Below are 25945 nucleotides of genomic sequence, written 5' to 3'. Positions count from 1 at the left end.
TAGTCATCAGGCCTATGTTTCGGTAGAGTAGGCATCCTGCGGCTCTCTGCTGGTTTTATATTGGAGAGCCGGATAGATAGAACAAGTACCCTGCATAATTGTTACATTTTTTTAACGCAGCGCGGAAAGGTGTTCGGATATGGTTGATCGTGCGGATATTTCAAGTGTGTTGTCACAGATACGCTCGGTGCAGACCCAAGTAAACCCGGGGTTTGCGGCCTCCTCCTATGCACCGATGGTGCGTGGATTGAGTGAAGATGGCGCAAGCCTGGTTAATGGCGTGCATGCAGCTCAGTCAGTGAAGGAGGTTCCCTCCTTTGCCACGATGCTGAAACAGGCCGTTGATAACGTGAACGGTCATCAGCGGGTTGCCGGTGATCTGAGGACCCGTTACGAAATGGGTGATCCTGATGTGGATATAGTGAATGTAATGATCTCATCACAAAAGGCCAGTGTTGCTTTTGAGGCCATGTCACAGGTAAGAAGCCGGCTGGTTGGCGCTTACCAGGAAATTATGCGGATGCCGGTCTGACCGTGCAAACAGCAGAATGGATTAACTGGGGTTAATGAATGGAAAATGCACCTGCTAATGTGGCCAGCGATTCGGCGGCTAATCTGCCTGAGTCTGTTCAGCCAGAAGCGAGCAGTGTTGCTGCAGACAATGTCGGTAAAAAAGAAGGCAGCCAGAGCAAGGGCAGTTTTCTGAAGAATGGAAGCAAGGCTGGAACCATGCTTTCAAACTTCAACCAGCTGGATGTATTGCGCCAGATGGCGCTGCTGGTGGGCTTTGCTGCCAGTATTGCACTGGGTTTTGCCATCGTACTCTGGTCTCAGTCAGATACTTACCGACCCTTGATGTCTAGTCTAAATGAGCTGGACTCTTCTGCTATCGTTTCGGTGCTGGAACAGAACCGTATCAAATATCGGATAGATCCTTCCTCCGGCGCATTGTTAGTTCGTGAAGATGACATTCATCGTGCACGGATGCAGGTGGCTGGTGCGGATATCAGCCAGCCGAACACCGTTGGTTACGAATTGCTGGAAAAGGATCAGGGCTTAGGCACCAGCCAGTTTATGGAAAATGCCCGCTATCTTCGCAGCGTCGAGGGTGAGCTAGCTCGTACCATCTCCAGTCTGGAAGTCGTCAGACAAGCACGTGTGCACCTTGCTGTGCCACGTCAATCCGTTTTCCTTCGTGATCAGCGCAAACCCTCTGCATCAGTTTTCCTGAACCTATCCCCTGGTCGCACCATGGACTCAGCACAGGCCAACTCTATCATGCGCCTGGTTGCCTCCAGTGTGCCGCAGATGGATGTGAAAGACGTCACTATTGTTGATCAACGCGGCAATCTGTTGTCCAAAGCTGAAGAAAGTGCGACAGATCAAGCGATGGCCAGACAGCTGGAGCATTCTCGCCAGGTTGAGCAGCGTATTAATGACCGTATTCGCTCCATTCTTGAACCCATTGCCGGCCCAGGGCGTTTTCAAACAGCGGTAGCAGTTGATATAGATTTCACTCAGATTGAACAGAGTGCCGAACAGTTTAATCCGGATATGCCTGCTATTCGCAGTGAACAAACAGTTGAAGAACAGCGTTCTGGCGATTTTGGTCCGCTGGGTATTCCAGGTGCACTTTCCAATCAGCCACCGCAGGATGGATTTGCTCCTGAAGAAGCAGTGGGCGCCGGCGGAGCGGCTGGTCAGACTGCCGGTAATCGTCGCTCTCAGGCTACACGTAATTTTGAGCTGGATCGCACCCTTAGTTATTCCAGAAATGACTCCGGTCGTATTGCCCGTCTGACTGTGGCTGTTGTGGTTGATGATTTGATTCAGCGCAATGCGGAAACTGGCGCAGCAGAACGTATGCCCTGGAATGAAAACGAAATCGAGCGGATCACCACACTGGTACGCAACGCTGTGGGTTATTCTGCTGCTCGTGGTGACAGTGTCAGTGTTATCAACTCACCATTTGTTGAAGGGATCGTTGAGGAAATGCCCGAGCTGCCTTTATGGGAGCAGCCTTGGGTATGGGATCTGGCAAAACAGCTGCTTGCCGGTCTTTTTATCCTAATACTGATCTTTGGTGTGTTGCGTCCGATTCTTCGTAATCTGGCTACCCGCTCCGACAAGGATCTTGAAGATGCCGAACTGGATGCGCTGGCACCCCTTGACGGTGGGTTGTCTGATGACCAGGTAACGTTGAGTGCTTCGGATGATCCGCTGCTTGCACCACCAAGTGATCTTTATGAACGCCAGCTTAATGCAATAAGGGCTTTGATTGCCGAGAACCCCGGACGGGTTGCTCAGGTAGTGCGCCATTGGGTAGCTAACGATGAGTGATGACGAACTCTATACAGAAAGCCTTTCCTCGCTGGAGCGTGCAGCAATACTGCTGATGTCTCTGGGTGAAACGGATGCGGCTCAGGTGCTCAAGCACATGGGGCCGAAAGAAGTGCAAAAAATTGGTTTGGCAATGTCCCAGTTGCAGAATGTCAGTCGTGCACAGGTTGAAGAAGTGCTAGGCGACTTTCTGGAAGATGTGGGTGAACAAACGGGTCTGGGCGTGGGTGCGGATAGTTATATCCGTCGGATGCTTAGTGAAGCCTTGGGTGAAGACAAGGCCAATGGCCTGATTGATCGTATTCTGCTGGGTGGTAATACCACCGGTCTGGATACATTAAAGTGGATGGAACCTCGCGCTGTTGCAGACATTATCCGTTTTGAGCACCCGCAGATTCAGGCCATTGTTATGTCTTATCTTGATTCAGATCAGGGTGCTGAAATTCTGCGCTATTTTGATCCCAAGGTACGACTGGATGTCATGTTGCGTGTTGCTGCTCTTGAATCAGTGCAGCCCCAGGCTTTGCAGGAGTTGAATGATATCCTTGAGAAGCAGTTCTCCGGCTCCGGCGGCACCCAGACCACCAGTATGGGTGGTGTGAAGGTGGTAGCCAATATCATGAACAACCTGGATAGTGGTATTGAAGGCGAATTGATGGACGCCATCAAGGAAATTGACGAAGCCTTGGGTGAAGAGATTGAAGACCTGATGTTTGTCTTTGATAACTTGGCTGATCTGGATGACAAAGATCTGCAAACCCTGTTGCGCGAAGTCAAACCGGAAACACTGACACTGGCCCTAAAAGGTGCCGAGGGTCGAGTACAGGAAAAAATATTCAAGAACATGTCCAAACGTGCTGCAGAACTGCTGCGTGATGACCTTGAAGCTCAAGGACCTGTCCGTGTCAGTGAAGTTGAAATATCACAGAAAGAAATTCTGGGTGTGGCGCGTCGCCTTGCTGAAGACGGTACCATCAACCTTGCTGCTGGTGGCGATGAGCTGGTCTAATCAGATCGGGTCGGTTTGTTAAGTCGGGTTTCAGTTTCTGGACTAGATTTGGGGATGATTGAGTGCAGAACAAAAAACGTATTCCTGCTAACGAAAATGTAGCCTACCAGCGCTGGGAAATGCCTGATTTAACAGGTGTACGCCGTCGTATTGCACAGCGCTTGGATGAGTTGCAGGCGGAGGAAACGGAAGACAGTAGCGCAGAAGCAATACCCCAACCCCCAACGGCAGAAGAAATCGAAGCACTCCGTGAGGAAGCCCGTCAGCGGGGTTTCAGCACAGGCTTTGAAGAAGGCCGCCAGCAGGGATATGAAGAAGGCCGTGCGCTGGGTTATCAGGAAGGTGAAGCAACAGGTCAGGAATCCGGATTTCAAGCTGGATATCAGCGAGGGCTGGATCAGGCTCAGCACGAGGTGGATCAACAGCTGGCACGTCTTCAGGGTCTGATTGAACAATTACAAGGCCCACTACAGCAGTTGGATCAAGAGGTGGAAGACGCGTTATTGTCTCTGGTTGACCTGATCTCTCGATCATTATTACGTCGCGAAATCAGTCTGGATCGTAGCTTTCTGGCTGAAGTGTTAAAAGAGTCGGTTGCTGCACTGCCTGCAGGGCATCAGCGACTGAGAATATTCCTTAACCCTGATGACATGCCCCTGGCTGAAGCAGCCTGCCAGGATCTACTGGAAGAATACCGTTTAGTTGGTGATCCCGGTGTTGCACCTGGTGGCGCGCGGATTGAGACATTACAAAGCTTAGTCGACTCTACCCTCGAAAATCGCTATAAAAAAATCATTGATAGCCTAATGGAAGGTGGTTACAAATCAGCAGATGTTGATTTGCAACCCTTGCCTCAGGATGTGTTTGCAACACCTGATACTGCTCCGTTAGATGAGCTGTCCTTTCAGGAGCCAGCGCCTGCAGCGCCGATTGCACCGACTTCCTTGGCACCTGACCAGCCGGCAACAGCGGAGGAATCAGAGCTTGATGCTTTGACTGAACCTGCGGAAACAGCTGTACCAGCAGCTGCTGAGGCTGTATCCCGTGTCAGTCTGCAGCGAAGCGGTACACCCAGAAATATTCCTGCACTGGATGCTGAAAAATCAGCTGAGCCGGATGCTCCTGAACAGCATCAGGAAACCTTGGATCCGCAACAAAAAACACCGGAAGAACCCGTGGTTTCGGAGTCAGTATCTGACCCAGTTGTAGCTGATCCAGAGCTGGTTGATACAAGTGTTTCAGCAGAGTCTGACTCAGCTTTGCCTCCTGTAGAAGAAAACATCACCTCCGAGCAGCCAGACACTCTTCATATGACCGAAGATGAAGAAGACGACTTCTTTGAAAAGGCGCTGGATAATCTGGTTCAATCCGCTCAGGAAGAAACAGTCGAGCCAACAGAAGACCTGCCTGCTGATTCTGATGGAGTGGAGCTGGAAGACTTTCTGGATAGTTTTTCTGACTCTGCCGAATCAACAACCGATGCAGCAACAGATGTATCTGCAGAGCCTGTTAAAGCGGTCGACAAGGTGTGGGCTCCTGAGTCAGTTCATGATGATCGTTACCTTGAAGATGTGCTGGAAAACACCTGGCTGGACGATTTGAACGAAGATCAGGGTAAGAGCAGTGATCCTGATGATCAGGAAAAGCTCAATGGTTAATTCCAGCCTGGCTGAACGCCTGAAGTCTTATCAACAGCAGCTCCGCACAGATGAGCCGCTGGTGGAAGGTCGCCTGGTGCGCATGGTTGGGCTGACACTCGAAGCCGTGGGTTGCAACCTCCCGGTTGGCTCTTATTGTTATATTGAATCTACCCGTGGTGAGCCGGTTGAGGCTGAAGTGGTGGGGTTTTCCGGCGAGCACGTGTTTTTGATGCCGCTCAAAACGGCGGAAGGTTTGCGCCCTGGTGCCAGAGTGACACCGAATATGCAAGCCATGAATGTACCAGTGGGCTTCGGGTTGCTGGGTCGCGTATTGGATGGTTACGGGCGTCCTTTGGATGGACGTGGGCCTCTGGCTGTTGAGGGTGAGGCCAGTCTGAACGGCAAGCCCATCAATCCTCTTGATCGTCATCCGATAGATACACCGCTGGATGTGGGTGTTGGTGCAATTAATGCTTTGCTGACGGTTGGTGAGGGTCAGCGGATGGGTCTGTTTGCCGGCAGTGGTGTTGGTAAATCTGTTTTGCTGGGCATGATGACTCGTTTTACGGCAGCGGATATTACTGTGGTTGGGCTGGTTGGTGAGCGGGGGCGAGAGGTCAAAGAATTTATCGAGCAGATACTGGGGCCGGAAGGCATGGCTCGTTCTGTGGTGATTGCTTCTCCTGCAGATGATGCACCCTTGATGCGATTACGTGCTGCCCAGCTAACTCACAGTATTGCGGAGTATTATCGTGATAAGGGCAAGCGTGTACTGCTGCTGATGGATTCTCTGACACGTTATGCTCAAGCGCAGCGGGAAATTGCACTGGCGGTGGGTGAACCACCGGCTACCAAGGGTTATCCACCGTCAGTATTTGCGCGTATTCCACAACTGGTTGAACGTACCGGTAATGCAGCCAAAGGGCAGGGATCAATTACGGCCTTTTATACTGTATTAACAGAAGGTGATGATCAACAGGATCCAATTGCTGACGCAGCACGCGCCATCCTGGATGGTCACGTGGTACTGTCACGCAGACTGGCAGAAGAAGGTCACTACCCGGCTATTGATATCGAAGCATCAATCAGTCGTGCCATGCCACAGATAGTTTCTCCGGAGCAGCTGGCGAGGGTTTACCGTTTTAAACAACTTTATGCCCGTTACCAGCAAAACCGTGATCTGATTAATGTTGGTGCTTATACCCGTGGCAGTGATCCTGAAATAGATCTGGCAATTACACTGATGCCCGTGATGCGGCAATTTCTGCAGCAACCTTTGAGTGAGCAGATGGATCTGCTGACCAGTCATCAGCGGTTGGAATTGTTGGCAAAAAACATGACGCCCCAAGCGCACTGAGGTGAATAAATGAGCCGCGAAAAACGTCTACAGCCGGTACTCAAACTTGCTCAGGGTAAGGTGGATGAAGCTGCGCGCGCCCTGGGATATCTGAATCAGAAAATTGAGCAGGAAGAAGCCACTAAAGGTCTGCTGAAAAACTATGAGTCAGAGTATCTGCAGTTGATGCGAGGTGGTGATCAACCAGGGCGGCGTATGGATGTTCAGGCAGTGATGCGTTATCAGCTGTTTATCCAGCGACTCGAATCAGCTCAGATACAGCAGAATGAGCAGATTACCCTATTGTTGCAACAAAAAGAAAAAGTGACCGAGCATTGGATTAAAACCCGAGCCCGCGCCCAGGCTGTCTCCAGTGTTATGGATGCTGCACGAAAAGAGCAGGAATGGCTGGATGCACGACAGGAACAAAAGCAGACGGATGAATATACGACCAGTCGTTTTGCAAGGCGTTCCTGAATGCTGGCACACTTCATGCTTAGCTCACGGTAAAAGTGTGTTCAGGCTCTGTTTCTGACAGAGTAAAACCGGGGAAATTTTGGCAATGAATCCAACAACAACACTCAACTTTCTTCTGGATAGCAAGCCAGTACAAGCTGACTCTGCACGAATACAGGAAAGAAGCCGAGTTCATCAGTCCGAGTTCAAAGGCCATCTGCAAGCGCGTCTGAATGAAGAGCGGCAGCAGGAATCAAGGTCTCCCTCACGTTCAGATGCCTCTATTGCCAGTCAGCAGGGACAGGGGGTTGAGCGCAGCAATCGAAATGTGGAACGGGTGCCAGCTAGAGATGCATCAAGTGGCGAAACCTTGCCGCTGGAGGAGGAGGCGCGGAATTTTCTTGCCGCTCTTCCACCTGAGGAGCAAGAAGCCTTGCTTGAACAGTTAAGATCCTGGTTGGCATCCCTGACACCTGAAGAGCTACAAGGCTTGCAGCAAACACTCAAAGAAAACCCTGATGGGTTGCAGGATTTATTGCCAGAACAATTACAGCAGCTGCTGGCTCAGTTGACGGAAGATAAAAACAACGCTGCGGCGTTGATCACGGGTTTTAATCAGTTGGTTCAGGATCTGGCAAGTTCGAATGTGGATTTCAGCAAGGTGGCTGCCATTCAATCACCCGCCGGAGCAGCGGGTGAGTTAAAACTGATGACGGATACTAGTGCCACCAGAGGTACCGAAGGTACGGTGACCTCTGCAAAAGACATTGGTATCAAGATGGATACTGCAGCACGCTCTGATGCATCCAGAGGTGATTCACCGCCGGGTAAAGAAGATTCGCGGCAGCAGGATGCTCGCCCCGAGCGTTTTGCTGATGTGGTCAGCCGTTTGAGTCGTGCTGATGCTACCGCAGTACCTACTGTGTCGCGCGGCAGTGACTCACTGCAACAGTTGCTGCAATCGGCGGGTCAAGGGTTGCAAGGTATTCAGTCTCCTGCTGCTGCACAGAATATGGCGCGGTTGGCCGCGGGACTGCCTCCTCTGCCGATGATGACTCACGCAGCTGCTCAAGCGAACGCTCAGGCACTGTCGAATCGTATCAGCATGATGAATGCAAAAAACATGCAAGTGGCCGAGATGCGTCTTGATCCACCTAATCTTGGCAGTGTTCGTGTGCAGATCCGTATGCAGGGTGATATGGCCAGTATTATATTCCAGGCTCCGAATGCTCATGCTAGAGAACTGCTGGAACAATCCCTGCCACATCTTAAACAAATGATGGAATCAGAAGGTTTGATGCTGGCGGATGCTCAGGTATCAGAAGAGTCTTTTGCCGGTCAGGATGGTGAAGGTGATCATTCCGGATCAGGATCTGCCGGGCAGTCGCTGGCAGGATCAGACTTGGAAAATGGACTGGAACAGATACCAGTGCTGAATCAGCCGTTAGGTCTGATAGACTATTACGCCTGAAATATCGCATGATACTTTTTCTGGGCGTTGTGTGGACAAATGGATGCTAATCTGAGGAGTAGGCTATGGCTGAAGAGCAAGAAGGCAAGAGCAATAAATTGATATTGATTGGTGGTTTGGTTGTCGGGTTAGCAATCATTGCCGCTTTGGCCGTTGGTGGCACCCTGTTCTTTCTAGATCGTGACTCATCAGGAGAGGAAAGAACTTCACTGATGCCCGGCAGCAATCAGCCTAGCCTTAATACTGCCTTTTATTATACGTTTGAAGAACCCTTTGTAGCACCACTGGTTTCATCTGATCGCCGTCAACGTTTTATGCAGATTTCTTTGGCGGTCAAGGCACCGAATCAGCAGGCTGCTCAGGCCATAGAAAAGCATATGCCGCTGATCAAGAATAATCTGAATATGCTGTTTACACGACAGGACTACCAGACACTACAAACACCCGAAGGCAAGCTGCAATTGCAGATGACTGCCGCAGAAGTGGTGCAGGGTGTAGTGGAACGGGAAAATGTACGAATTGATGAAGTGTTGATTACCGATTTTGTAATGCAATAACTGAGTCCGGTATCACTTGGTATCCGTTTGACTGACTAAGGTGAGATTATATGGCAGTTCAGGATCTGCTATCGCAGGATGAAATAGACCTACTCCTTCATGGTGTGGATGATGATGATCTGCCGGATCCTTCCGAAGCCGCTCAAGGTGCAGGCGATGTTCAGACGTATGACATCACCAGTCAGGATCGTATTGTCCGTGGGCGAATGCCCACACTGGAAATGATCAACGAGCGTTTTGCACGTTATACCCGTATCAGCCTGTTTAACCTGTTGCGGCGCAGTGCTCATGTTGCCTCCGGTGGTGTGCAGATCATGAAGTTTGGTGAGTACGTACACACCCTGTATGTGCCCACTAGTCTTAATCTGGTGAAAATTCGTCCTTTGCGTGGCACTTCTCTGTTTGTTATGGATGCCAAACTAGTTTTTAAGCTGGTGGATAACTTTTTTGGTGGAGATGGTCGTCACGCCAAGATCGAAGGCCGGGAATTTACCCCGACTGAAATCCGTATTGTGCAAAAGGTGCTTGAACAGGTTTTTATAGACTTAAAAGAAGCCTGGGCAACTGTGTTGCCACTGAACTTCGAATACATCGGTTTTGAAGTTAACCCGGCGATGGCTAACATTGTTAGTCCAAGTGAAGTGGTGGTGGTCAGCACCTTCCATATTGAGCTGGATGGTGGTGGTGGTGACCTGCATATCACCATTCCTTATTCAATGATTGAACCGGTGCGTGAAGAGCTGGATTCTGGTGTTCAGTCAGATGTGGACGATATTGATGAGCGCTGGGTCAGAGCATTACGAGCCGATATCATGGAAGCAAAAATACCCTTGAATGTAAAAGTGGCAGAAAAGGGTTTAACACTTAGAGATTTGGTGCACCTGGAAGCAGGTGACATCATTCCGATTGACCTGCCGGATCATGTGACTTTGCAAGCCAATGGTGTACCAGTATTTAAATGCAAAATGGGGCGATCTGGCGAGAATCTTGCGCTGAAGATCAAAGAACAAATCAGGCTGGTACGTTAATCAGCACTGTCTGATTCAGTATTGCAGCAGTTAGGAATGGAATATGAGCGAAGAAGAAAATAACGAAGACTGGGCATCAGCACTGGATGAGTCAGGTACCGATGATGACTGGGCATCAGCAATGAACGAACAGTCTGAAGCAGCTGCGGACGATGGTCTGGATGCAAATGATGACTGGGGTGCGGCTTTGGAAGAGCAGGCTGTTGCAGAGGCTTCCGATACAAATCAGTTGACGGAAGATGATATTCAATCTGCGCCGCTGGAGTATCTTGAGGACGACTCGGTCGGTTTTGACGGTGACAACCCGAATCTTGAAGTCATCATGGATATCCCGGTAACCATTGCCATGGAAGTCGGCAGCACAGAAATTGCCATACGCAACTTGCTGCAGTTAAACCAGGGCTCGGTGATTGAGCTGGATCGACTGGCGGGTGAGCCGCTGGACGTGAAGGTCAACGGTACACTGATCGCCCATGGCGAGGTGGTGATGGTGAATGAAAAGTTCGGCATCCGCCTGACGGATGTTGTCAGTCCGTCTGAGCGCATTAAACGTTTGCGTTGAAGATCTGATGCAGTTCAAATTGTGGTTTGCCACTTTGCAGCGGACAGGTTTCACCTGTCTGCTGCTTTTGTTTGGTTTGTTCTGCCAGCCATTGCTGGCGGCCAGTGATCGTCCTATGCCGGGTGTTGGCTCTGCTGCCACTCAGATTGCGCTGGGATTACTGGTTGTTTTATTGTTGATGTTTTTTCTGGCTTGGCTGGCAAAACGCCTGCGTCTGGTACCTGGTGCCATGGCCTCAGGTGGGGCGATGAAGGTACTGGCAGTATTACAGCTGGGTAACAGAGAAAAAATCCTGCTGGTTCAGGTTGGTGATCAGCAACTGGTGTTGGGTGTCACTAGCCACCAGATCACCTGCCTGCATCAGTTGGATGATCCCATCAAGCCAACTGCAGAGCAGACCCCCGCACCCTTTGCCCAGCTGCTAAAACAATGGAAATCCAGAACAACCGATCATGTGCAGCCGACCAATAAGGTTCCGGAGAGTAATAAAAATGATGCGGGTAAAACAGACTAGCTGGCTAGCATTAGCGCTGTTGTTATTGCTGCCGCTGGACGTGATGGCACAAGCACCGGGTATTGAAGCGCTGCGTATGGTGCAGAATGATGACGGAAGTCAGACCTACTCGGTAACCATCCAGATTCTGGCGATCATGACGGCACTAACACTGCTGCCGTCGATCCTGATTATGATGACCAGTTTTACCCGAATCATTATTGTGCTGTCGATTCTGCGTCAGGCCATGGGTTTGCAGCAAACGCCCTCTAATCAGATTCTTCTCGGTCTGGCGTTGTTTCTGACTTTTTTTATTATGACACCAGTCTGGGAGCGCATTAATGCTGAAGCGCTGCAGCCTTATATCGCTGAAGAAGTAGCGCCGCTGGAAGCCGTGCAGCTGGCCAGGGCACCCATCCAGGAATTTATGTTATCCCAGACCCGTGAGGTGGATCTGGATATGTTTGCCCGTATTGGTGGTTATGATGTGATTGAATCACCTGAAGATGTGCCTTTTGTGGTGCTGGTTCCTGCATTTGTCACCAGTGAGCTGAAAACTGCCTTTCAGATCGGGTTTATGTTGTTTATTCCGTTTCTTATACTGGACATGGTAGTGGCTAGTATTTTGATGGCTATGGGTATGATGATGTTGTCACCCATCATCATTTCTTTGCCATTCAAAATCATGCTGTTTGTATTGGTGGATGGCTGGACACTGGTGATGGGCACTCTGGCAGCCAGTTATGGTTACTGATCGGAGAAGCTTATGACCCCCGAAGCAGTGGTTGATCTGTTGCGACAAGCCTTGTTTTTGGTGATTACCATTGTTGCCATCGGTGTGGTACCCAGCCTGCTGGTTGGACTTGCAGTGGCCGTATTTCAGGCGGCAACCCAGATCAACGAACAAACCCTCAGTTTTCTTCCCCGCCTGATGGCTACACTGCTGGCGCTGATTGTGGCAGGCCCGATGATACTGCGTATGCTGATGGAGTTTTTTCAGCGTCTAGCAGAGAATATCCCCTACATGATTGGTTGATGCCTCCATGCCGCTGCTGACCGATGCAGAACTGACCGCTTGGATAGGCACTTTTCTCTGGCCTTTTTTCCGTATCGGCGGTTTTTTTATGGTGGTGCCGATTTTTGGTGCCAACATGGTGCAGCCACGCGTGCGTATCGGACTGTCTTTTATGGTGACTCTGCTACTGATGCCCTTGCTGCCACCAGTACCAGTCATGGATGCCTTGTCACCTCAAACTTGGCTGCTGGTAGCACAGCAGTTGCTGATAGGTATCAGTCTGGGTTTTATGGTGCAGCTGTTGTTCCAGGTTTTTATTATTTTTGGTCAGATTGTGGCGATGCAAATTGGTATGGGTATGGCACAGATGGCTGACCCAACCAGCGGAATCAACGTCACAGTACTCAGCCAGTATATGGTGATCATGACCAACCTGGTGTTTCTGGCTGTAGGTGGTCATTTGGTGGTGATTTACACCCTGGCTGAAAGTTTCACCATTATTCCTATTGGCATGGAAGGGTTAAATCGTGAACGCGCCTGGTTGCTTGTTGTACAGGGTGGCTGGCTGTTTGCTGGTGCACTACTGATGGCTTTACCTATTATTATTGCCAAGCTAGTGGTGAACGTGGCACTGGGTGTAGTGACACGCGCGGCACCGCAACTGAATATTTTTGTGATCGGCTTTCCAGTAATGATGCTGATGGGTCTGCTGGAGTTGTGGATCTGGAGTACCGAGTACCTGTTTCACTTTGACCGTATGTCACGGGATATCTTTGATTTATTGCGCGTTTGGCTGGAGCTGAGCTGATGGCAGAGAATCAGGATGGGCAAGAAAAAACAGAAGAACCCACGTCGAAAAAGCGTGAAGAATCTCGTCGTGATGGTGAGGTGGCACGCTCCAAAGAGCTCAGTACTGCTTTGCTGTTGTTGGGCGGAGGAATGGCAATGCTGGTTTTTGGTGCCTGGATGGGCAACAAAGCACTGGACATTTTTGCCTTCAATTTTGATCTGCAACGTTATGACGTGATCACTCATGATGCGATGTTTAGCCACTTTGGCACCTCTGTCTGGCATGCCATAGGAGTTGTCCTGCCACTGCTGATTGTGCTCTTTTTTGCCGGTGCTCTTTCCCAGATTATTGTGGGTGGCTGGAATATGACAGCTAAAGCACTGATACCCAAGTTCAGTAAATTGAACCCTATTTCAGGGATTAAGAGGATTTTCTCAAAAAATTCTTTGGTGGAGTTTGTAAAGTCAGTGGCCAAAGTCCTGTTGGTCGGCACCACCGCTTTTATCATTATCTGGGGTTTAAAGGAGGAATTTGCCAGTCTAGGTGCCATGGCGCTGGAGCCGGCCATAGCCAAAGGCAGTTATCTGGTGATCTGGTCTTTTCTGGCAATCAGTCTGTCCTTGATTCTAGTGGTATTAATTGATATTCCTTGGCAATTGCACCAACACAATGAAAAGTTAAAAATGACCCGGCAGGAGGTCAAGGATGAATACAAGAACACCGAGGGTAAGCCAGAGGTAAAAAGCCGAATCAGAAGAATGCAGATGGAAATAGCACAACGCCGTATGATGGCTGATGTGCCACAGGCTGATGTGGTGATCACCAACCCGACTCATTATGCGGTGGCGCTCAAATATGATGAGCTGGGTAATGGTGCTCCTAAGGTACTGGCAAAAGGCAGTGATCACATTGCGGCAAAAATTCGTGAAATTGCCGACCATTATGAAATACCGGTGTTACAGCTGCCTCCCTTGACCCGAGCCATTTATTTTTCCACAGAAATTGGTGATGAAATCCCGCATACTCTTTATATGGCAGTGGCACAGGTATTGGCCTATGTTTTCCAGCTTAAACAGCATAAAACCGGAAAAGCCAAGCGTCCTGCCAGTGTGCCGCGTGTTGAAGTCCCGCCGGAACTGGATCCGGGTCCCGACTGATTTACAATTCTACTCAGCACGGATAAGGATCATGAGTTTATTTCATGGTCATATCTTGGCATACTTCTGCATCGGTGCTGACTGGCATCGGTGTATGTAATGTTACAAGGTGAACCATGGATCGAACTCAGTTTCAGAATTTTCTGCAGAGCGCTGTCAAAAGCCAGATAGGTATTCCCATTCTGCTGTTGGCACTGTTGGGCATGATGACCCTGCCGATACCGGTATTTCTGCTGGATGTTTTTTTCACCTTTAACATCGCTTTTGCCATTGTGATTCTGCTGGTGGCTGTATATTCTTTGCGGCCATTGGATTTTGCGGTATTCCCCACCATCCTGCTGGTTGCCACCCTGTTCCGGCTGGCATTGAACGTGGCATCCACCCGTATCGTGCTGTTAAACGGCCATGAGGGGGGTGATGCTGCCGGTAAGGTCATCGAGGCCTTTGGCTCGGTATTGATCGGTGGCAACTACGTGGTGGGTGCCATCGTTTTTATGATCCTGATGATCATCAACTTTGTGGTTATCACCAAGGGGGCTGGTCGTATCTCCGAGGTTAGTGCCCGATTTACTCTGGATGCCATGCCCGGTAAACAGATGGCCATTGATGCTGACTTGAATGCCGGTTTGATTGATCAGGCTGAAGCCAAGGCACGGCGTGAAGAAATTGCTTCAGAAGCTGATTTCTACGGTTCCATGGATGGTGCCAGTAAGTTTGTCCGTGGTGATGCTGTTGCTGGCATCATGATTCTAGTGATCAACGTGGTGGGCGGTCTGCTGATTGGTATGCTGCAGCACGATCTGACCTTTGCAGTGGCTGCTGAACGTTATGTGTTGTTGACCATTGGTGATGGCCTGGTAGCACAGATTCCGTCACTGATGTTGTCCGTAGCGGCTGCAATCATGGTGACGCGTGTTAACTCCAGCCAAAACCTCTCGACCCAAATTTCGACCCAGATGTTTGGTACTCCCAAGGCTCTGGCAGTTGCTGCTGTACTGATGGCTATTATGGGTTTGATTCCTGGTATGCCTCATGTGGCTTTTCTGGGTTTGGCGGCACTGGCTGGTGGTGGTGCCTGGATGATACACCGGATCATTCAGAAAAAGCTGGATGAGAAAAAGGCAACCGAAATGGCGGCCAGTCGCCTGCCAATTACACCGGATCCGGACGTGATTGATCAGAAAGAACTCAATTGGCAGGATGTTGCACCTGTTGACCTGCTGGGACTGGAAGTGGGTTATCGCCTGATTCCGCTGGTTGACAAGACCCAAGGTGGGCAATTGCTGGGTCGCATCAAAGGTATCCGTAAAAAACTTTCGCAGGATCTGGGTTTTTTAATGCCTTCGGTTCATATCCGAGACAACCTGGATTTAACACCTAACAGTTACCGCATTATTCTGAAGGGCGTTACCGTGGGTGAGGCCGAAGTTCACCCAGAGCGGGAAATGGCCATCAATCCCGGTCAGGTCTACGGCCCCATTAATGGTATTAAAGGACGTGACCCAGCTTTTGGACTGGAAGCGGTGTGGATCAATCCAAGCCAGCGCGAAGAAGCTCAAACGCTGGGTTATACCGTGGTGGATGCCAGTACTGTAATTGCTACCCAGCTGAATCAGGTGATGCATGATTATGCCCATGAGTTGATTGGTCATGACGATGTACAAAAAATGCTCGAAATGCTGGCACAAACAGCACCAAAACTTTCCGAGCAGCTGGTTCCGGACAGTGTTACCCTATCAATATTGTTGAAAGTATTGCAAAACTTGCTGACAGAACAGGTGCCGGTCAGAGATTTTCGTTCCATTGCGCAGGCACTAGTCGAGGCGGCGCATACGACTCGTGACCCGATTCAGCTAACCTCAGCGGTTCGTGTCATGCTGTCCCGCTCCATTGTTCAGGCCATAACCGGTCCGAGTGATCACCTGGCGGTTATTACACTGGAGCCCCAGTTGGAACAGTTGCTGCTTAAAAGTGTGCAACAGGCCGCACAGCAGGGCGGTGAAACGGATCAGCTTATACTGGAGCCTGCCATGGCTGAGAAGTTGCAGCAGTCTCTCAGTGAGGTGGCGCAACAGCAGGAAATGGCCGGTAATCCTGCTGTGTTGGTTACTGCAGCACCAGTCAGGCCGGTTATGGCACGCTTTGTACGTTATGGTATCCAGAACGTACATGTGCTGTCGTACCAGGAAATACCGGATAACAAACAAATTACCATTGTTGCAACCATTGGTCAGTGAGTTGACACTGGACGCAGGCTAACGAGGTTTTTGAATGCGGGTAAAGCGCTTTTTCGGGGCAGATTCCCGGCAGGCTATGCGACTGGTTCGTGAAGAACTGGGTGCCGATGCAGTGATAGTTTCCAATCGCAAGGTTGAAAACGGTGTCGAAATAGTCTGTGCGCTCGATTATGAGGGGGATGAAACTCCGCGTAATTTTTCTGATGCTTTAAAACAGGCCGATCAGGGTGATGCCCTGCAACGTGAGCTGGATGAAGCACGTCAGCGCATTCTTTCCGGTGCCCGCTTTGATTCTGGGTTGACTGAAAATGCCTTTCAGAAAAAAGCCAGAATGCGCCAGCTGGGTAATCTCTCCGAGGGATTTACACCCGGACTTGGGCAGGACTCAGGTATGGCATCGGAAGACTTTTCACCTCGTTCGACAAGCACCTCAACCAGTCAGGGTGATCTGGCCATGAAGGCCATGCAATCTGAAATCCAGAGTCTGCGAGAGCTGGTTCGGGATCAGCTGCGTGAGCAGGATGCATTGCGTAATCCTACTGAGGCACTGGTTCGATCCCGCTTGCTGCGAGCAGGTTTTAGTGATGGCTACGTAAAACGATTGCTGAAACTGTTGGTGCTGGATGCAGAAACAGACAGCCGTGCAGCATGGCAGCAGGTGTTGGAGCGCCTTAAGGGTGAAGTGCAGACCCTGGATGAAGAGTTTATTGATAAGGGTGGTGTAGTAGCACTGCTGGGACCTACAGGAGTAGGTAAGACAACCACGCTTGGCAAACTGGCTGCACGTTATGTACTCAAGCATGGCGCTGAAGGACTGGCGCTGGTCACCACCGATTGTTATCGCATCGCTGCTTATGAGCAGTTACGTACCTTTGGCCGTATTCTGGGTGTCACAGTGCGGGTGGTTGACGAAAATAATGCACTGGACATGACTCTTAAATCCCTGCGTAATAAAAGCCTTGTGTTGATTGATACTGCCGGTTTGAATGTTCGTGATCCCAATTTACAGGCTCAAATGAATCTTCTGGGATCCACACAAGCACGTATCCGACGTTTTATGGTGTTACCGGCAACCAGTCAGGCGGGTGTGCTGCTGGATACCTATGAGGCGTATCGTGAGGCCGGTTTGAATGGTTGTGTGCTAACCAAGTTGGATGAAGCGGTAAATTTGGGAGAGGTACTGGGACTGGTACTGGAAAAACGTCTGCCGGTCAGTTATATCACCAACGGACAGAGAATCCCTGACGATGTGCAGTTGGCAAGCCCTGCGTCATTGCTGGCACGTTTTGCCAGAGACGTTGAGCGCAATGAAGAAGTGTGATTGGACGACAGCGGGCTGATGAATGACAGCAACAAAAGGCCTTAATCTTTATTCGCGTAATCAGCAGCTTGCAGATTCCAAGCTGCTTGAGCAATACTCGTCACTGGTGCGCAGAATTGCATACCATCTGCTTGCGCGTCTGCCTTCCAGTGTACAGCGAGATGATCTTTTGCAATCCGGATCGATGGGATTAATTGAGGCATCAAGAAACTTTGATGCTGAAAAAGGTGCCAGTTTTGAAACCTTTGCCTCCATCCGTATCCGTGGTGCCATGTTGGATGAAGTGCGCCGTCAGGACTGGGTGCCAAGATCGGTGCACCGAAATAACCGGCGAGTCAGCGACGCCGTTCGCAGTGTTGAATCTCGCACCGGACGTGAAGCGCAGGATCATGAAATCGCAGCAGAAATGGGTGTTTCGTTAGAGGAATACAACCAGTTTCTGGCAGATACATCAGGTTCAAGACTGTTCAGCTTTGATGAGTTGAGCAGTCAGGAGAATTCTGCGTTTGAGCTTCCGGACAAAAATGGTGCGGAACCATTCGCTGAAGTGCAGGAATCACGCTTTCAGGAATCGCTGGCTAATGCAATTTCAGCTTTGCCTGAGCGTGAACAAATGGTACTTTCGCTGTACTATAACGAAGAGCTTAATCTGAAGGAGATAGGTGCCATTCTTTCCGTGAGTGAATCCCGTATCAGTCAGATTTTAAGTCAAGCTGCGGCGCGTTTGCGCGGAAGGCTTGCTGATTGGAAAAATGTATAGCATGCCTTTCTTCAGGCTTGGTTGTACTATAATCATTACCGCTGCTTGCAAGGTTTAACGGAGGTTGCCTTGAATAAAGACATGAAAATTCTCATTGTGGATGATTTTGCCACTATGAGACGAATCATCAAAAATCTGCTTCGCGATCTGGGTTTTAACAATACCTTTGAAGCGGATGATGGTCTTACTGCTATTCCCATGCTAAATACCGGTAATTTTGATTTTCTGGTAACAGACTGGAATATGCCTGGTATGACAGGTTTCGACCTGTTAAAACATGTACGCGCTGATCCGGATCTGAAAGACCTGCCGATTCTTATGGTGACAGCAGAGTCCAAACGTGAACAGATTGTTGCTGCAGCACAAGCCGGTGTGAACGGTTACATTGTTAAACCTTTCACAGCGGCAGTGTTGAAGGAAAAAATCGAGAAAATTTTTGAACGCATTCAAAAATAGTCGCTTTTTTGTGTTGAATCCTGAGTCAGGGTGGATGCATGACTGATCAGAAACATCAGCCGGAAAACTTTGAAGAGCTGCTACGCAGTGCAACAAGTGAACTGGTTGATAAAATAGAGCAGGGGGATCTAGCTGATGCGGTCAATCTGCTTGAGACGATCAATGATGCCCGCAACCGTAATCTGTTCCAGGAGGTTGGGCAACTGACACGGGCGCTGCATGATGCCATCAGGGATTTCCACCTGGAAACTCCTGATGTCATGGGGCAGCTCAGTGAGCTCTCTGAAATGGCGGATGCAACCGATCGCCTGAACTACGTGATCAAACTGACCCAAAATGCCGCCAACAGAACCATGGATAAGGTTGAAGAATGTGTGCCGATTGCTGATGCTCTAGGTCGTGAAGCCAGTGCCTTGCGTGCAGAATGGGTACGATTAATACGACGAGAAATGAAACCCCAGGAATTCAGGGATCTGTACAAAAGAATGGACTCCTTTCTGATCAGCACGGAAACACAGTCAGCAACCCTGGGCAATAATTTCAGTGAAATCACACTGGCACAGGATTACCAGGATCTTACTGGTCAGGTCGTGAAAAAAGTGATTACCCTGGTGCATGAGGTTGAAGATAGTCTGGTCAATCTGGTGCGTATGGCCAGCCAAGTGGACAGAATAACGGGTATCCGGCATCCGGATGCTATTAAAAATACTGAGGTCATTGACCAAAAGCTTCCTGAAGGCCCTGTCGTTAATGCCGAAAAATGTGGTGTTGATGTTGTTTCAGGTCAGGATGAGGTTGATGACCTTCTCTCCAGTCTCGGGTTTTAAAGGAGCCGATGGATGAGTCTCGATGCAGATCAGGATATTCTGCAGGATTTCCTTGTAGAAGCAGGCGAAATTCTGGAACAGCTTTCTGAGCAGTTGGTCGACCTGGAGCAATCCCCGGATGACCCCGAACTGCTGAATGCCATTTTCCGTGGTTTTCATACCGTAAAGGGGGGTGCAGGTTTTTTGCAAATCACTCCATTGGTTGAATGCTGCCATAATGCAGAAAACGTATTTGATACTCTCCGCAAGAATCAGCGCCGGGTCACACCCGAGTTGATGGATACGGTTCTCAGTGCTCTTGACGCTGTTAATGAAATGTTTGAGACGGTTCGAGCCAACGAAGTTCCTGACTCGGCTGATCAGGCACTGCTGGAATCCCTGGCATATTACGCTTTACCGGAAGATGAAGCGGGCGCACCTCCTGGTGCTCCATCCGAAGATAATCCAGTACCAGTAGCGACAGCAGCTGCAGATGGTGATATCACCGACGCTGAATTTGAAAGCCTGCTGAATGCCCTTGGTCCTGAAGACCGTGCGGCGATGGAAAAAGAACGTCATGCTGGTACAGAACAGGCACCACCGGCAGCAGCAGCTAACAGTGACCTGATCACGGAAGATGAATTTGATGCTCTGCTGGATCAGCTGCACGGTAAAGGCAAAGGGCCGGGTGCTGAGGCGCCGGCTGCTGCGCCAACACCACCACCTGCAGCTAAAAAAGCTGGTGATGACCTGATCACGGAAGATGAATTTGATGCTTTGCTGGATCAACTACATGGTAAAGGTAAGGGGCCTGGAGCTGTTGAAACTACTGCAGCACCTGTACCAAAGGCAGCGCCAAAACCGGCACCCAAACCTGCTCCTGCTCCTGCTCCTGCTCCTGCTGTTGTATCTGAAGACAAAGCGCCTGCTGTTCAAGCCAAACTTCCTGCCAAAAAAGAACCCGCTGCCGACAATACGGTTCGTGTTGATACATCCCGTCTGGATGAAATCATGAATATGGTGGGCGAGCTGGTTCTGGTGCGCAACCGTCTGGTACGCCTTGGTTCTGACAGCACAGACAGTGAGTTGGCCAAGGCAGTAGCCAATCTGGATGTAGTTACTGCTGATCTGCAGTCCTCGGTAATGAAAACCCGGATGCAGCCTATCAAGAAAGTTTTTGGTCGTTTCCCGCGTGTTATCCGTGACCTGTCACGGAAAATGAACAAAGAAATGACACTGGAAATGATTGGTGAAGATACCGATCTGGATAAAAACCTGGTTGAAGCACTGGCTGACCCGCTGGTTCACCTGGTACGCAACTCGGCTGACCACGGTATTGAGATGCCCGATGTACGCGAAAAAATGGGCAAAGATCGGGTTGGTAAAGTTATTTTGGCTGCCGAGCAGGAAGGGGATCATATCCTTTTGACCATCTCTGATGATGGTGCTGGTATGGATCCGAAGGTGCTCAAGCGTAAGGCAGTAGAAAAAGGCCAGCTGGATCAGGATGCTGCTGATCGTCTGAATGATCAGGAAGCCTTTAATCTGATTTTTGCTGCCGGCCTGTCCACCAAGGATGAAATCTCAGATGTATCCGGTCGTGGTGTGGGCATGGATGTGGTGAAAACCAAGATTTCCCAGCTTAACGGTACCATTAACGTTTGGTCCGAGCTGGGTAAAGGCAGCAAAATTATCATTAAAGTGCCTTTGACGCTGGCGATTATGCCAACTCTGATGATCAAGCTGCAGGATCAGACTTTTGCCTTGCCGCTAGTTAACGTCAACGAAATTTTCCAGTTGGATATTTCCAGGGCCAACAAGATTGATGGTCAGGAAGTCATTATTATCCGTGAACGTACGCTACCGCTGTTTTATCTGCGCCGCTGGTTGGTACGGGATATCTCCAAGCGGAGTATATCCAGTGAAGAATTAAAAGAAGCGCATGTGGTTGTTGTCTCCATAGGCAACCAGCAGGTTGGTTTTGTAGTGGATGATCTGATCGGGCAGGAAGAAGTGGTGATCAAACCTCTGGGCACCATGTTACATGGTACTCCAGGACTTGCCGGGGCGACCATTACCGGTGATGGTCGGATAGCACTGATTCTGGATATTCCGGGATTATTAAAACACTACACAGGCCGTCGCTGAAACAAATAACAGGTTGGGAGAGAAACATGCCAATCACCGTTCTGGTGGTTGATGACTCAGGTTTTTTTCGGCGCAGAGTCTGTGAACTGCTGGAGACAGACCCGCGCATCAAAGCGATAGGAACGGCCTCAAATGGTAAGGAAGCTGTTGAGAAAACGCTGGAACTGAAGCCTGACGTTATCACGATGGATTACGAAATGCCGGTGATGGATGGCATTTCTGCAGTACGCGAAATCATGGCGCAGCAACCGACTCCTGTATTGATGTTTTCATCGCTGACCCATGAAGGTGCTCGTATCACTCTGGATGCACTTGAAGCCGGAGCGGTGGATTACCTACCGAAAAACTTTGAGGATATTTCTCGTAATACTGAGAAGATGGCCAAGGTGCTCTGTGAGCGAATTATTACAGTTGCTCGTAGCCGTACATCCCGTATTGGACGTTCGGCTGCACCAGCCGGTAGAGCTGCCGCCACACCAGCGCCTGCGGTGGCTTCGCGTCAACCTGTAGCAGAGGTAAGGCGAGGATCGCTTGCCGACCGGATTGCTGCTCGCCGCGAAGAAGCACGTAAAAATCAGGAACACCAGCAGGCAGAACGAGCAGCGGCCAAGGCCAGTCTGGTTCCAGCGAGCAAACCCAGGGCACAGCCACGCCATTTTTCGCTGGTGATGATTGGAACATCTACGGGTGGTCCCATGGCATTACAAACGGTTTTAACACGTTTGCCAGCCAACTTCCCTGCCCCTATAGTTTTGATTCAGCACATGCCATCCACCTTCACCGGGGCTTTTGCTGACCGGCTGAATACCCTGTGTCAGATTCAAGTGAAAGAAGCAGCGGATGGAGATCAACTGAAACCTGGACTGGCATTGCTGGCGCCTGGTGGCAAGCAGATGATGATTGATAAACGCGGCAGTATCAGAATTTTGCCAGGTGACGAGCGGCTCAATTACAAACCCTGTGTTGATGTCACCTTCGGGTCGGCTGCCAGTGTGTACCCGGGCAAGATACTGGCAGTAGTGCTAACCGGAATGGGTGCTGATGGGCGTGAAGGCTGCAGAATGTTAAAAGAAACGGGTTCAGTGATCTGGGCACAGGATGAAGCCAGCTCTGTCATTTATGGGATGCCCATGGCTGTAGCCAAAGCTGGGCTGGTCGATGAAATAATCAATCTTGCGGATATCACCGACAAGTTAATCAGCGACGTCACCTGAGCTCAGGTGGTCAACAGGAGTTGAAACGGGTATGCATGTCTGGGCAGTTGCTAATCAAAAAGGCGGTGTTGGCAAAACCACGACAGCCGTGACTCTCGGCGGTATTCTTGCCGACCGTGGCCATCAGGTATTGCTGCTGGATCTTGATCCACACGGCTCGCTGACCAGTTATTTTAAATACGATCCTGATAGCGTTGAGAGAAGTGTCTATGACCTCTTTCAGCACAAGCAGGTTCCCGAGTCCTTACCGGCCAGTCTGTTGCTGGATACTGGCCATGACCGGATGAAAATCATTGCTGCCTCCACGGCACTGGCTACCTTGGAACGCCAGATGAGTGGTCAAAGTGGTATGGGATTGGTGATTGCCAAGTCGCTGGCACAGCTGTGGAACCGTTTTGACTATGTATTGATTGATAGCCCGCCGGTGCTGGGTTTGCTGATGATCAACGCTCTGGCGGCTTGCGAACAGCTGATTATTCCTGTGCAGACCGAGTTCCTGGCCATCAAAGGTCTGGAGCGCATGATGCGTACCCTGAAAATGATCAATAAAGCGCGCAAACAGGCTTTGCCCTACACCGTGGTTCCAACACTCTATGATCGCCGTACTCAGGCATCCATTCAAAGCCTGCGGTTGTTGCGTAACACCTATGGTGACGTGATCTGGCACTCTATGGTGCCGGTGGATACCAAGTTCCGTGATGCCAGTGTGGCGGGTATGCCCGCATCCATGCTTGACCCCAACAGCCGTGGCGTACATGCCTATACGGTTTTACTGAAGTTTTTGCAGGAAAAAGAAAATGAGCTTCGTCGTCAGAGCGCTTCAGAGCAGGAGGATGGCTGATGAGCTGGCATGAAACACCCCAGCAGGCGATTGAAGGGTATCTTGAGGCACTGCTGCGTGAAGATCCATCTGACGATGACCAGGTGATTGATGACTATCTTGAGCCGAGCAGCCCGCGGCGGGAAGAATCCCTGCAGGCACGTCAACTCAGTGATTCTATGGTTCGTGCCAGACAGGCTGCTGCAGAGCCGGCACGTCCGGTGATGGCGGAGGTTGTTACAACACCTCAGGTGATTTTACCTGATCTGAAACTACCTGATCCTCTGCCGGAGCCGGTCATAACAGAACCTGAGCCTGTTGTTGCGCCAATTATTGCAGAACCTGAACCGATTGCTGCAGAAGTGCTTGCTGAGCCTGTAGTTGCTGAATCTAAACCAGAAATTCAGGCTGCACAACCGGTAGTGACTCCGGATACTCCTCAGGTTCCCGATCAACCGCCATCACCTCCGGGTTGGAAAAATGGTCGTCCGGTCTGGGCGCAGGAGCGTTTTGAGTGTTTGTTATTCAAGGTGAAAGGTTTAACCCTTGCGGTGCCACTGGTTGAGTTGGGTGGCATCATCAAGATTGAAAAAGAACCCACTCCCTTGTTTGGTCAGCCAGACTGGTTTATTGGCATGTTGCGCTCAAACAATATGAATGTTTGTATGGTGGATACGGCCCAGTGGGTGTTGCCGCCAGCGTTGATTACCAGTAATCCTGAGCCGTATAAACTGATCATTCGTATTCACAACAGTGCCTGGGGTTTGTCGTGTAATGCTGTGGATCGCTCCATTTCACTGCAGCCGGATCAAGTGCGCTGGCGTACTTCGCTGGGCAAACGCCCCTGGCTGGCTGGAACTGTCATTGATCATATGTGTGCGCTGATTGATGTAGCCGCATTTGATCGACTGCTTCGGGAAGGTCATGGCCAGATGGAGCCTGCCAACCTGAGTGCTTTAAAAGATTTGGATGATTAGCCGCTTTTGCAGGTGGAGCAGTAATCTGGGTGTGAAGAGTGCTGTTCTTCCCTGCAGAGGTGTATTAGCATAACAACTCATGGGTGTTTCCCAAATTCTGAACGAAAGGATTGAACCATGTCTAGCCCACAAAAAATTCAGACTGAAAGCACTTCTGATCCGGTACTCCAGTATGTGACCTTCCGTCTGGCTGAAGAAACCTATGGCATTAATGTCATGATGGTTCAAGAAGTTCTGCGTTATACAGAAATTGCACCCGTTCCCGGTGCTCCAGATTACGTGCTGGGCATCATCAACCTGCGCGGTAATGTGGTCACTGTCATTGATACCCGCCAGCGTTTTGGCCTGCCGCCCAGTGATGTCAGTGATGCTACACGTATCATGATCATTGAAGCCGATCAGCAGGTTGTAGGTATTATGGTTGATTCTGTTGCCGAGGTGGTTTACCTCAAGCAGTCTGAAATTGAAACTGCACCGAATGTTGGTAACGAAGAAAGTGCCAAGTTCATTCAGGGTGTCTGCAACAAAAACAATGAACTGCTCATTCTGGTCGAGCTGAACAAGCTGATGTCAGAAGAAGAGTGGTCTGAGCTGGCAGCCATCTGATGCCTTTACCGGGTTGGTTTGAATTGTTTGCTTTATTGCTGGCTGCTCTGGGTCTGGGGTTGTCACTGGTGTGTTTTTCACACATACGACAACTGAAAGAGCGCCTGACTGATGCACGCAATGAAACCTACCTGCTGGTCAAGGCTTTGCGTAATGAAACCCATGCCATGGGCAGTGGTTCCATTGGTGTTGGGCAGCGACTGGTGGAGGTTGAAAAACGACTGAACTCCACCATGGAACGTCAAATGGAGTTTGAACAGCGTGACCCCGGTAGCCTGCCTTATGCCTATGCGGTGCGTCTGGTAGAAATGGGCGCCACGGCTGAAGACCTGATAGAGAACTGTGGTCTTGCCAGGGTTGAAGCTGAATTGATCACACTGGTGCACACTGAATTAAAAGCCCAGAAAGAAAGGCCAATCAGGGAAGAGCACTACAGCATGAATTAAACCCCGGGCTGTCTGGATGTTTTCTGCTTGAGTGTGTCCAGCCCGTATACAAACGCCAGTACCTCCGCAATTGCCAGATACAATAATTCAGGAATTTCCTCGCCCAGCTCCAGATGTGCCAGAGCAGCGGCTAACCCCGGATCTTCATAAATCGGGATGCCGTGTTCTTCCGCAATTGCCATAATCCTTTCTGCTGTTTCTGCACAGCCTTTTGCTGTCAGGCGTGGTGCACCCAGCCCATCATATTGCAGCGCCATGGCGCGTTTGGGTCGACGGGGTGCCTGGGGTGTCAGTCGCATG

27 protein-coding genes are annotated in these 25945 nt (G+C 50.2%); 26 read left to right on the top strand and 1 reads right to left on the bottom strand.

Annotation, left to right across the window (positions count from 1 at the left end; genetic code table 11):
• Positions 1-139: 139 nt before the first annotated feature.
• From fliE to IBX50_RS01045, 26 genes are all read left to right on the top strand, one after another.
• Positions 140-532: a flagellar hook-basal body complex protein FliE gene (gene fliE, locus IBX50_RS01170; RefSeq protein ID WP_292252690.1), complete on the top strand. Its 393-nt coding sequence runs from the start codon at positions 140-142 to the stop codon at positions 530-532.
• A gap of 38 nt (positions 533-570) precedes the next feature.
• The gene (gene fliF, locus IBX50_RS01165) at positions 571-2340 is read left to right on the top strand and encodes a flagellar basal-body MS-ring/collar protein FliF (protein ID WP_292252689.1); all 1770 of its coding nucleotides are present in this window, start codon (positions 571-573) and stop codon (positions 2338-2340) included.
• Positions 2333-3349 carry a flagellar motor switch protein FliG gene (fliG, locus tag IBX50_RS01160; RefSeq protein WP_292252688.1) on the top strand — a complete coding sequence of 339 codons (1017 nt, stop codon included), beginning with the start codon at positions 2333-2335 and terminating at the stop codon, positions 3347-3349. The genes fliF and fliG overlap by 8 nt, the downstream gene beginning before the upstream one ends.
• Before the next feature lie 62 nt (positions 3350-3411).
• Entirely contained in the window at positions 3412-5007 is a 1596-nt protein-coding gene (locus IBX50_RS01155) for a FliH/SctL family protein (RefSeq protein WP_292252687.1), read from the top strand.
• A complete protein-coding gene (gene fliI, locus IBX50_RS01150; protein WP_292252685.1) occupies positions 5000-6346 on the top strand; it encodes a flagellar protein export ATPase FliI in 1347 nt (448 codons plus the stop codon). The genes IBX50_RS01155 and fliI overlap by 8 nt, the downstream gene beginning before the upstream one ends.
• A gap of 9 nt (positions 6347-6355) precedes the next feature.
• Positions 6356-6802 (top strand): flagellar export protein FliJ, encoded by a 447-nt coding sequence (gene fliJ / locus IBX50_RS01145; protein ID WP_292252684.1) that lies wholly within the window; start codon positions 6356-6358, stop codon positions 6800-6802.
• A gap of 85 nt (positions 6803-6887) precedes the next feature.
• Positions 6888-8252 carry a flagellar hook-length control protein FliK gene (locus IBX50_RS01140; RefSeq protein ID WP_292252683.1) on the top strand — a complete coding sequence of 455 codons (1365 nt, stop codon included), beginning with the start codon at positions 6888-6890 and terminating at the stop codon, positions 8250-8252.
• 65 nt (positions 8253-8317) lie between these two features.
• Entirely contained in the window at positions 8318-8809 is a 492-nt protein-coding gene (locus IBX50_RS01135) for a flagellar basal body-associated FliL family protein (RefSeq protein ID WP_292252682.1), read from the top strand.
• A gap of 50 nt (positions 8810-8859) precedes the next feature.
• Positions 8860-9837 carry a flagellar motor switch protein FliM gene (gene fliM / locus IBX50_RS01130; protein WP_292252681.1) on the top strand — a complete coding sequence of 326 codons (978 nt, stop codon included), beginning with the start codon at positions 8860-8862 and terminating at the stop codon, positions 9835-9837.
• A 43-nt stretch (positions 9838-9880) separates the two neighbouring features.
• Entirely contained in the window at positions 9881-10399 is a 519-nt protein-coding gene (gene fliN, locus IBX50_RS01125) for a flagellar motor switch protein FliN (protein ID WP_292252680.1), read from the top strand.
• 7 nt (positions 10400-10406) lie between these two features.
• A complete protein-coding gene (fliO, locus tag IBX50_RS01120) occupies positions 10407-10913 on the top strand; it encodes a flagellar biosynthetic protein FliO (protein ID WP_292252679.1) in 507 nt (168 codons plus the stop codon).
• A 43-nt stretch (positions 10914-10956) separates the two neighbouring features.
• Entirely contained in the window at positions 10957-11646 is a 690-nt protein-coding gene (gene fliP / locus IBX50_RS01115; protein ID WP_292252704.1) for a flagellar type III secretion system pore protein FliP, read from the top strand.
• Between the two features lie 12 nt (positions 11647-11658).
• Positions 11659-11928 carry a flagellar biosynthesis protein FliQ gene (gene fliQ, locus IBX50_RS01110; protein ID WP_292252678.1) on the top strand — a complete coding sequence of 90 codons (270 nt, stop codon included), beginning with the start codon at positions 11659-11661 and terminating at the stop codon, positions 11926-11928.
• Between the two features lie 7 nt (positions 11929-11935).
• A complete protein-coding gene (fliR, locus tag IBX50_RS01105; protein WP_292252676.1) occupies positions 11936-12715 on the top strand; it encodes a flagellar biosynthetic protein FliR in 780 nt (259 codons plus the stop codon).
• Positions 12715-13854 carry a flagellar biosynthesis protein FlhB gene (gene flhB / locus IBX50_RS01100; protein WP_292252675.1) on the top strand — a complete coding sequence of 380 codons (1140 nt, stop codon included), beginning with the start codon at positions 12715-12717 and terminating at the stop codon, positions 13852-13854. Before fliR ends, flhB begins: the two co-directional genes overlap by 1 nt.
• A gap of 116 nt (positions 13855-13970) precedes the next feature.
• The gene (gene flhA / locus IBX50_RS01095; protein WP_292252674.1) at positions 13971-16091 is read left to right on the top strand and encodes a flagellar biosynthesis protein FlhA; all 2121 of its coding nucleotides are present in this window, start codon (positions 13971-13973) and stop codon (positions 16089-16091) included.
• Between the two features lie 34 nt (positions 16092-16125).
• Complete coding sequence (gene flhF / locus IBX50_RS01090; protein ID WP_292252673.1) at positions 16126-17412, top strand: flagellar biosynthesis protein FlhF; 1287 nt, start codon at positions 16126-16128, stop codon at positions 17410-17412.
• Between the two features lie 22 nt (positions 17413-17434).
• Entirely contained in the window at positions 17435-18172 is a 738-nt protein-coding gene (locus IBX50_RS01085; protein WP_292252672.1) for an RNA polymerase sigma factor FliA, read from the top strand.
• Between the two features lie 69 nt (positions 18173-18241).
• Complete coding sequence (locus tag IBX50_RS01080; protein WP_292252671.1) at positions 18242-18628, top strand: chemotaxis response regulator CheY; 387 nt, start codon at positions 18242-18244, stop codon at positions 18626-18628.
• Positions 18629-18666: 38 nt separating this feature from the next.
• The gene (locus IBX50_RS01075; protein ID WP_292252670.1) at positions 18667-19455 is read left to right on the top strand and encodes a protein phosphatase CheZ; all 789 of its coding nucleotides are present in this window, start codon (positions 18667-18669) and stop codon (positions 19453-19455) included.
• A gap of 12 nt (positions 19456-19467) precedes the next feature.
• On the top strand, positions 19468-21582 hold the full coding sequence (locus IBX50_RS01070; RefSeq protein ID WP_292252668.1) for a chemotaxis protein CheA: 2115 nt from the start codon (positions 19468-19470) through the stop codon (positions 21580-21582).
• A gap of 26 nt (positions 21583-21608) precedes the next feature.
• The gene (locus IBX50_RS01065; RefSeq protein ID WP_292252666.1) at positions 21609-22796 is read left to right on the top strand and encodes a chemotaxis response regulator protein-glutamate methylesterase; all 1188 of its coding nucleotides are present in this window, start codon (positions 21609-21611) and stop codon (positions 22794-22796) included.
• A gap of 31 nt (positions 22797-22827) precedes the next feature.
• Positions 22828-23637 carry a ParA family protein gene (locus IBX50_RS01060; protein WP_292252665.1) on the top strand — a complete coding sequence of 270 codons (810 nt, stop codon included), beginning with the start codon at positions 22828-22830 and terminating at the stop codon, positions 23635-23637.
• Entirely contained in the window at positions 23637-24593 is a 957-nt protein-coding gene (locus IBX50_RS01055) for a chemotaxis protein CheW (RefSeq protein WP_292252664.1), read from the top strand. The genes IBX50_RS01060 and IBX50_RS01055 overlap by 1 nt, the downstream gene beginning before the upstream one ends.
• 117 nt (positions 24594-24710) lie before the next feature.
• Entirely contained in the window at positions 24711-25199 is a 489-nt protein-coding gene (locus IBX50_RS01050) for a chemotaxis protein CheW (protein WP_292252663.1), read from the top strand.
• Positions 25199-25645 carry a DUF2802 domain-containing protein gene (locus tag IBX50_RS01045; RefSeq protein WP_292252662.1) on the top strand — a complete coding sequence of 149 codons (447 nt, stop codon included), beginning with the start codon at positions 25199-25201 and terminating at the stop codon, positions 25643-25645. The genes IBX50_RS01050 and IBX50_RS01045 overlap by 1 nt, the downstream gene beginning before the upstream one ends.
• Here the strand turns inward: IBX50_RS01045 and IBX50_RS01040 are convergent.
• Positions 25642-25944, bottom strand: a complete 303-nt coding sequence (locus IBX50_RS01040; protein ID WP_292252661.1) for an EscU/YscU/HrcU family type III secretion system export apparatus switch protein — start codon at positions 25942-25944, stop codon at positions 25642-25644. The genes IBX50_RS01045 and IBX50_RS01040 overlap by 4 nt on opposite strands.
• Between the last annotated feature and the right edge of the window lies 1 nt (position 25945).

This window comes from Marinospirillum sp., from assembly GCF_014859565.1.
This window is presented reverse-complemented; position numbering and strand designations above follow the sequence as displayed.